The sequence below is a fragment of the Streptomyces beijiangensis genome, assembly GCF_017315755.1.
In the GTDB taxonomy this organism is placed as follows: Bacteria; Actinomycetota; Actinomycetes; order Streptomycetales; family Streptomycetaceae; genus Streptomyces; species Streptomyces beijiangensis.
Genome location: NZ_JAFLRJ010000076.1, coordinates 1 through 7,409, shown reverse-complemented (window position 1 = coordinate 7,409; position 7,409 = coordinate 1). Strand labels below are relative to the sequence as shown.

The following is a 7,409-nucleotide window of genomic DNA, read 5'->3' as shown; positions in this document are numbered from 1 at the left end:
CTGCGCCTGGCGAAGTTCGGAGTCCCCATCGCCGACACCGCCGCCGCCGGCCTGGCGGCGGCGGGCATCGAACCGCACCTCCTGCCGCCGATCATGCCGACGGCGCAACAGCCCGCGCTCCCGGCCCAGCAGGCCCAGCCCGTACAGCAGTCCCTCCCGCAGCCCGTCCAGCAGCTGCAGGAGCGCGCGCCGGCTCACGTGCCAGCCACCCACGAGAGTCAGTGGTTCGCGACCCCAGAGCGCTGGGGCGCGGAAGCCAACACGTCTGCCGATGACGCCGACATTGGTGCGTCCTCGACGAACTCCCGCTACCCGAGGACCGGCCAGCTCGAATCAAGCGTGGCCGTTGACCGAACCACGGACTCCGATGACATTCCGATGGCGGCGAGCACACCCGGGCCGATTGGCCAGGACGTCCCAGACGAGGGACTGATGGAACGCGATTCCCACCCGGTTCGGATTCCAGACGCGGATGTGATGGAGCCGTCGCCCCCGGACCTCAAGGGCATTGGGTTGGTCGAGTTCCACTACAGGGCGCTCCCCGAGGAACAGCGCGAGATGTCAGCCAACGCACTCGCCCCGCTGCTCGCCGAGCGGACCGGCTACAAGATCGGCACCGTCCGCAAGTACATCGGGACGATCAAGCAGAACGCCGTGGAGTAGTCCCAACGGCAGTGTGCGCATGACGTTCCGACTTGGCGATGCCGCATTGTCCGTCGCATTGGAACGCGTGGATCCCAGAGTTGGAATTCGGCGTCGTCCACCCTGCCGTGTAGCCCGCACGGGCAGTTGCCAAGGCTGGACCCAACGCTGGCTGCATCGCTCCGCGGGGTCCTGTAGGCAGGTGGGTATGGGCGAGGAGCCGGAGGGCGGCACTACTGTCCGCACGTTTTTCCAAGCGCGTTGACCTGCGATTTTCCAACTGGGTCAGTGTTTGGGTCAGCGGCGTGCGGGCGGGGTCCATCCCGTCAATGGGGCGTGGCGCAGCCCTGATTCGGCGCCGTGCGCGGGGGTGCGGTGGCGGGTGCCTGCAGGAGGCGGATCGTCTCGTTGGTCTCCTCCTCCATGGTGCAGCCCCATTCGAGGAGGTTGCTCTCCAGGGAGCGGATGGAGTCCTCGAGTTCGGCGTCCTGGCCGAGGAGGGTGAGCGCGCGGAACTTGTGCCGCCACAGCTGCTCGGCCTCGCGTGCGACGTGCAGCCCGCGGGTCGCCGCCCACAGGGCGCCACGACCGTCACCTCGCTGCAAGTTGATGTCAGCGAGTTCGTCGGCGACGTGCACCACCGTCTTGATGATGTCTTGGGTGAGGTCTTCGGCCCAGGTGTACCTGCGGGCGGCGACGCCGGTGAACGGCCGGCCCCGTACGAGCTGGAGAGCCTGCAGCAGTGCCTCCTCGCGCTCGGTGCTGCCCGCGGGATGCTCTGTCCGGGTCAGGTGTTGGAAGTTGATCCAGTCGCAGGACACCCCGGCAAGGCGGTAGGCCTTGTCGGGCTGGCTGTTGACGTGAGGGAAGTGGAAGTTTCCGTCAGGGTCCTGGCCCAGCCGCATGCGGAGTTCACGCAGGCGGGTGCTGCGGGTTCCGCGGTTGATGCGTCCGCCGGGGGAGAGGACCTCGTCGATCTGGTGGCGGGTCGCGCCCTGCTGCAGGACGAGCCAGCTCGCGAGCTCCAGAGCCACGGTCACCCGGTTGGTGAGGATCTCGCCTCGGTGGCCAAAGAGCTCGGGATCAACACCGAGTCCCTGCGCAAGTGGGTCCTGCAGGCCCGCGGCGCTACGGGCGGCGGGGCCGGTGAAGCGATGACGCCGGACGAGCGTGCGGACGGTGGCGTGAGGCTGTCGAGCAGATCCCGCGTCGAGCGCGGCTCGGCTGCGGCCACCGCACCGGTAGGTCCCGGCACGGTCATCTCCCTGACGGTGCCGGGCCAGGTGTTGCGGGGGCTGCCGCTGGGACGCTTGCCGTGCAGCAAGAGGGTGTGACGGCCGAGCGGTGCCTCGCGATGCGGGACCGGGTGTCAGGGCGAACCGGATGTGAGCGAATTGGCCAGGTGGGTGGCGTTGGTGAGGTTGGTTTCGATGGAGTTGGTGTAGAAGTGCACGCCGTTGGTGAGCGGGCCGAGGAAGTGGATGCGGGGGTGGAGATCGCCGTTTCGGTCGCGAGTGCGGAGGGTGTGTGGGTGGACGTCGATGCCGCCCAAGGGGTGGGTGGTCAGAATTCCTCGGTGGAGGAGCGTGGTGAGGAGGGGGGAGTCGATCAGCCACGGGTCGGTGGCGGTTCCGGTGGTGTTGATCAGACGGTCCACTCGATGGGTCACATCTCCTCCCGGAGCGGTGCGGCGGATGTCGAAGGTGCCGTCGGAGGCAGCGGTGACCCCGGTGATGCCAGTGAGGACACGCAGTTGCCCGCTGCTCAGGTGCTGGGCTACCAGGTGGGCGTTGACCAGGGGCATCGGGTGGCGGTAGGTGGCCCACAGGGAGGAGTAGTGGTGGAGGAACTCGGCTTTCGCCCGGTAGCTCATCCGCTGCCAGATGTCGGGCGCCAGGGGTGAGGTGGCATCGAGGACCTCGTACCAGTGTGCGCCGTCTCCTTCGGCCTGGCGGATGTCGTGGGCGAGGTCGGCGGCCGCGTCGCTGCGCGGGTTCTGGGCGGGGCTGGGCCAGCCGTCGTCGCCGAGCGCGTCGTCGAGTTCGCGTCGGAAAAGGGCTGCGGTGTCGGCCAGGTCGAGCGGACCGTGGCGGGTGAGGTGGTTGAGGTGCTCGGGGGTGAGGTGTTTGAGGCTGTGGGGACGAAGCGTCCGGGGTTGCACCTTGGGCAATCCGCGTGTGCGGGCGAACGCGTAGACCGGTCCGCTGTGGCCGGCGGCTTGGAGGGCGAGGAGGGTGTCCACAGCCGTCAGGCTTGTGCCGAGAACGCCGACGGCGTCGGCCGGTCCGATGGAGGGGTAGAAGCCGGGGTCCCAGGGAGTGGGTGCGTAGCGGGGGTGTGTGGCGAACTGACGGTAGGCGGTGGCCGGCAAGTCGCCCAGGCAGAGCACGGCGTGGTCGAAGCGCGGCAGGGGCTGGTCGGCTGTCAGCCGGAGCGAGTCGCCCTCGGAGACGACGTCGGTGACGTCGCACTGCTGGAAGTCCACGGTGATGTGGTGCTGTGCGGCTTCGCGAACAGCTTCGCCGAGGCAGTGGCGCAGATACCTGCCGTAGATGTGCCGGGGCGGGTAGTGCTCCTCGAGGTGTCCGGTGATCTGTGCGGCTTCGGGCTGTTCGCGGAGCCAGCGGGTGAAGTGGCCGGGGTCGTGTTCGTACAGGCTCATGGACCGGGTGCGCATGTTGAGGATGTGGCAGTCCAGGCCGGAGCTATAGGCGACGCCCGCACCGGGCCGGGGCTGGCGGTCCAGGAGGTGCACCGCCAGATTGTGCCGGGTCTCTGCGTTGCCGGTAGTGCGTTGGTGAACGAGCTGGAGGGCAGTCATGACGCCGGATGCTCCGGCGCCGATGATGGCGATACGGGTGGGGGAAGCTGTCACGAGGGCACGTCGCTTCTTATGGGGCCCGGCGCGGGCCGGAGACCCGCACCGGGGCGTACTGGGCTGGGCGGGGCCGGCGGTGGTTGCGCGGCTATGCCTGGAGCGGGGCGTCGCGCAGCTCGCGGTGGCACTGGATGAGGCTGGCGGCGGCCCTGTCGATGTCCGCCTCGGTGGTGGCCCAGTTGATGAGGCACAGGCGCAGGACGGTGCGATCCTGCCACCGGCTGGGTGAGGCCCAGCTCTCCCCGAGCTGCTGGAAGCGTTCGACGACCCGCAGGGTGTGGGCGTCGCTGCCGTCCGGACCGGAGGCAGGAGTGAACCGTACGGTGACCTGGTTGAGGGTGACGTCGTTGAGAACCTCGATCCCTTCGACGGCCGACAGCGTCTGGGCGATGCGCAGGGCGTGTGCGCAGCAGCGGTCGACGAGGTCGGCGACCCCGCTGCGGCCCAGCTGGCGCAGGGCGGCCCAGATGGGGAAGACCCGGGATCGGCGGGAGACCTCCAGGCCCCATTCGACGGGGTGGCGCTGGTCGGGCTGGAGTTGCAGGTATCCGGCGTCCAGGGGGAGGGCGGCGCGGTGCGCATCTGGATCGGCGATCATGGCGACGCCGCCGTCGTAGGGGGTGTTGAGCCACTTGTGGGCGTCGGTGGCCCAGGAGTCGGCCAGTTCGATGCCGTCGGCGACGTTGCGGCGCAGGGTGGGTGAGGCGGCTGCCCACATGCCGAACGCGGCATCCAGATGCACCCAGCCGCCGACGGCATGGGTCTTGTCGCAGAGCATCCGCAGGTGGTCGATGCCTCCGGTGTTGATCTCTCCGACCTGCCCCGAGACGATCAGTGGCATGCCCGCCGTCTCATTCAGGGCCGCGTCCAGGGCAGCTGGAAGCATTCGGGCCTCGGCGTCCACGGCGATGCGGCGGATGCTGCCGCCCAGTCCGAGGATTTCCAGTGACCGTACGACGGCGGTGTGGGCTTCGCCGTTGATGAGCACGGCGACTTCGGGGGCGCCGCGCATTCCGCGCTCGGCGACGTTCCACCCGTGCTGGGCAAGGACCTTGTGGCGTGCGGCGGCCAGGCAGAGCAGTTCGGCATGGGTGCAGGCGGGGACGAAGGCGGCGGAGGTGCGGGCGGGGAGCCCGAAAAGGTCGATGAGCCAGGCGGCGCAGATCTCTTCCACGACGGAGGTGGCCGGCGAGATGTCGTGCACGATGCAGTTCTGGTCCCAGGCGGAGGTCAGCCAGTCCGCGGCCATCGCCACCGGCAGCGTCCCGCCGACGACATAGCCCAGGTAGCGCCCGTTTCCGGTGGGCACCAGCCCGCGGTCGACGCCGCTCACCAGTTGGGTGAGCACGTCTTCCGGCGCGGCGGGATCATCGGGTACCGGACCGCCCAGCAGACGGTGCAGCTCGTCGTCGGTCGCCAGTGCCTTCACCGGCCTGCCGGGGAGACCGGCAAAGTAGTCGAGGGAGTGCTGGAGTGCCTGTTGCAGCAAGGGCCCGTAGACGTCGGTTGCGGGAGTGCCGGGTGGAGCGGCAGATGTGTGCAGATCGGTCATGTGTTCCTACCTTGAGTGTCGTCCGATCGGTGCGGGGGCGTCCCAGGCCGGCCTGACGCAGGTCAGGAGGCCGACCAGAGAGGTGAAGCGATTCTTCGGGAATCAGGCGCATCCGGAACCAAGGGGCTGCCGGTGTGATGGGAGGCGCCCGCTTTTCCCAGCGGGTGGCCCGGTGCCGGTGGTGTCTGACCTGCCAGTTGGGGCGTCAGCCATCCAACGCAACCAACGTTACGTATGACCGATATGGAAATAGAGGCGCGAATGCGGCGCATCGTGTAGCGATGGTGGAATTTTGTGCCTCAAGCTGCCTTTTCGCGCCTGTTTCGTCACAAGGAAATGGGCAATCGTGCGGTGCAGGCTGGCCCTTTGGTTCTGTACGTGAGATCTGGGATCTGGCACAAATTTCGTGAGGACGATCAGCTGGGTTCGGTCTCAGTGACGCAACATCATCTGGGAGCGTGGTGCGGTGTGATGACCTCGTCGGCATGTTGTTCCCGCACCTCGACGCCGTATTGGTGAACGCGGTCTTCCGCGCGGACGAAGTGCTTCACGTCGAGGCGAGAACCCGCGAACTCGGCGCGGTGTGTCCGGACTGCGCGACGCCGTCAGGGCGGGTACACAGCACCTACGCACGCCACCTTGCCGACGGGCCGATAGGCGATCAGCCGGTATGGATCGACCTGACCGTCCGGCGGTTGTACTGCGAGAACGCCGATTGCCCTCGTCGTACGTTCGCTGAGCAGGTCAAGGGGCTGACCGTTCGCTATGGCCGCCGGACCTCTGCCGCCCGGCGTGTGCTGGAGGCCGTGGCCATCGCGCTCGCTGGCCGGGCCGGAAGCCGGCTCGCAACCATCCTGCACACCCGGACGAGCCGGATGACGCTCCTGCGCGCGATCATGGACCATCCTGATCCTGTATGGACCGTGCCGAAGGGTCCTCGGAGTCGATGACTTCGCCACCCGGCGCGGGCAGCACTATGGCACCGTCCTCATCGACTGCGAGACTGGCCAGCCTCTCGACCTGCTGCCCGGCCGTGACGCCGTAACCCTGGCTGAGTGGCTGAGCGAAAATCCCGGTTCGGAAATTATCTGCCGCGACCGAGCTGGCGCCTACGCTGACGGTGCTCGCACCGGTGCGCCGAACGCACATCGCCGTGACAACAGCCGGTCTCTGTAACACCTACCGCAGCTGCGAGAGCACCCTCTTCCCCGGACGTGGACCGGGACCTTCGCCGAGGGACGGGGCATATGCGCGCTGATGATCTTCCGCGTAGAGGCAGGCTGCGGTCTGGCTGAGACGGCCCCCGAGGAACGCTGTCGTACGCCCTCGCGGACCGCCCACGCGGGGCTCTGGATCCACCGGCCGGTGCAGCCTGGCTCTCAGACCTCCCGCACGGTGGTATTCACTCCGGTATACTCGGGTGATGGACACCACGATCAAGATTGATTCGTTGGCACGGGACCGGCTGGCCGCTCTGGCCCGGGCCCGTGGCACCTCGATGCGAGCGCTGATCGAGGAATTCGCCGCCGCCTCCCTCACGCCGGAGCAACTCCAGGAACGTGCCGAGCGGACCCGTGCCTTCCTGGAATCCGAGTTCGGACACCGCCTCACCGACGACGACACCACCACGCTGCGCACCAAGATGCGCGAGGCACAGGCCGCGCACCGCAAGAGCCTGAAGAACGCCGGCACGGACGTGGCGGCGTGATCTTCGAGCACTACATCCTGGACACCGACACGCTCCTTGCCCTGGGCGGCAACAAGCAGGTGTCCGGCCTGATCCACATCGCCGCCGAAGACCCCTCGGTCCGCCTGTGGGTCCCCATCGTGAGCGCCCTGGAAGCCGAACGCCAGCGCAAGGGAATCATCGACTACCTCGGCATCCTGGATACCCTGCACACTCTGGAAGCCGACTACGAAGCAGCCCACGCCATCGCGGACCTCTACCGGCGCGACGTCCCGTTCGGGGTCGCGGCAGCCATCCACGCAGCCCGACCTACGATGGAACGCCCCGAGGGCGCCCTGATCGCCACGGTCAACCCCCTGCCGTATGCCGGCCTCGGCGTACCGGTCATGGACCTCAACAGCTGATCGGGACCGGCCGCGCCCGACCCTCTTGCCCGGACCAATTAGGCTGTGCCACAGTGGAGTTCTTCAATTCAAGAGCGGCAGCGGGAAAGCCTGGTCTCATAACCGGGCGGAATAGATGGGGAACTGACGGGTTATCAAACCCGATAGGAAAAGCCAGAAGATAGGCGACCCCCAATCTCGCAGCCAGCAAAAGGAATTCGCGGAGCGAATTCCGCGAGGCCGAATCGCGGAGCGATTCGAGCCGCG

The 7,409-nt window shown here is 67.8% G+C and carries 6 protein-coding genes and 2 pseudogenes; 5 read left to right on the top strand and 3 right to left on the bottom strand.

Translation table 11 applies throughout. The features are described 5' to 3' along the window. Window positions 1-663, top strand: a pseudogene (locus tag J0695_RS08825) (hypothetical protein); the annotation flags it as partial. A 305-nt stretch (window positions 664-968) separates the two neighbouring features. On the opposite strand, the gene J0695_RS08820 reads toward J0695_RS08825, so the two are convergent. Beyond that, on the bottom strand, window positions 969-1,682 hold the full coding sequence (locus tag J0695_RS08820; protein ID WP_206961320.1) for a BTAD domain-containing putative transcriptional regulator: 714 nt from the start codon (window positions 1,680-1,682) through the stop codon (window positions 969-971). 24 nt (window positions 1,683-1,706) lie between these two features. On the opposite strand from J0695_RS08820, the gene J0695_RS08815 reads away from it, so the two are divergent. Further along, window positions 1,707-1,976: a hypothetical protein gene (locus J0695_RS08815; RefSeq protein WP_206961319.1), complete on the top strand. Its 270-nt coding sequence runs from the start codon at window positions 1,707-1,709 to the stop codon at window positions 1,974-1,976. Window positions 1,977-2,011: 35 nt separating this feature from the next. On the opposite strand, the gene J0695_RS08810 is transcribed toward J0695_RS08815, so the two are convergent. Both J0695_RS08810 and J0695_RS08805 read right to left on the bottom strand, forming a co-directional pair. After that, window positions 2,012-3,517, bottom strand: a complete 1,506-nt coding sequence (locus J0695_RS08810; RefSeq protein ID WP_206961318.1) for an FAD/NAD(P)-binding protein — start codon at window positions 3,515-3,517, stop codon at window positions 2,012-2,014. Between the two features lie 91 nt (window positions 3,518-3,608). Further along, on the bottom strand, window positions 3,609-5,072 hold the full coding sequence (locus J0695_RS08805; protein ID WP_206961317.1) for a pyridoxal phosphate-dependent decarboxylase family protein: 1,464 nt from the start codon (window positions 5,070-5,072) through the stop codon (window positions 3,609-3,611). Window positions 5,073-5,557: 485 nt separating this feature from the next. On the opposite strand from J0695_RS08805, the pseudogene J0695_RS08800 reads away from it, so the two are divergent. The 3 genes and pseudogenes from J0695_RS08800 to J0695_RS08785 form a co-directional block, all read left to right on the top strand. Continuing rightward, window positions 5,558-6,218 (top strand): annotated as a pseudogene (locus tag J0695_RS08800) (ISL3 family transposase); the annotation flags it as partial. Window positions 6,219-6,495: 277 nt separating this feature from the next. After that, the gene (locus tag J0695_RS08790; protein WP_206961315.1) at window positions 6,496-6,780 is read left to right on the top strand and encodes a hypothetical protein; all 285 of its coding nucleotides are present in this window, start codon (window positions 6,496-6,498) and stop codon (window positions 6,778-6,780) included. Next, window positions 6,777-7,163, top strand: coding sequence for a PIN domain-containing protein (locus J0695_RS08785; protein WP_206961314.1), 387 nt, complete (start codon window positions 6,777-6,779; stop codon window positions 7,161-7,163). Before J0695_RS08790 ends, J0695_RS08785 begins: the two co-directional genes overlap by 4 nt. Window positions 7,164-7,409: the final 246 nt, after the last annotated feature.

Excerpts from the sequence above, each read along its gene's own strand:
- J0695_RS08805 (WP_206961317.1), bottom strand. The coding sequence starts at position 5,072 with ATGACCGATCTGCACACATCTGCCGCTCCACCCGGCACTCCCGCAACC.
- J0695_RS08790 (WP_206961315.1), top strand. The coding sequence starts at position 6,496 with ATGGACACCACGATCAAGATTGATTCGTTGGCACGGGACCGGCTGGCC.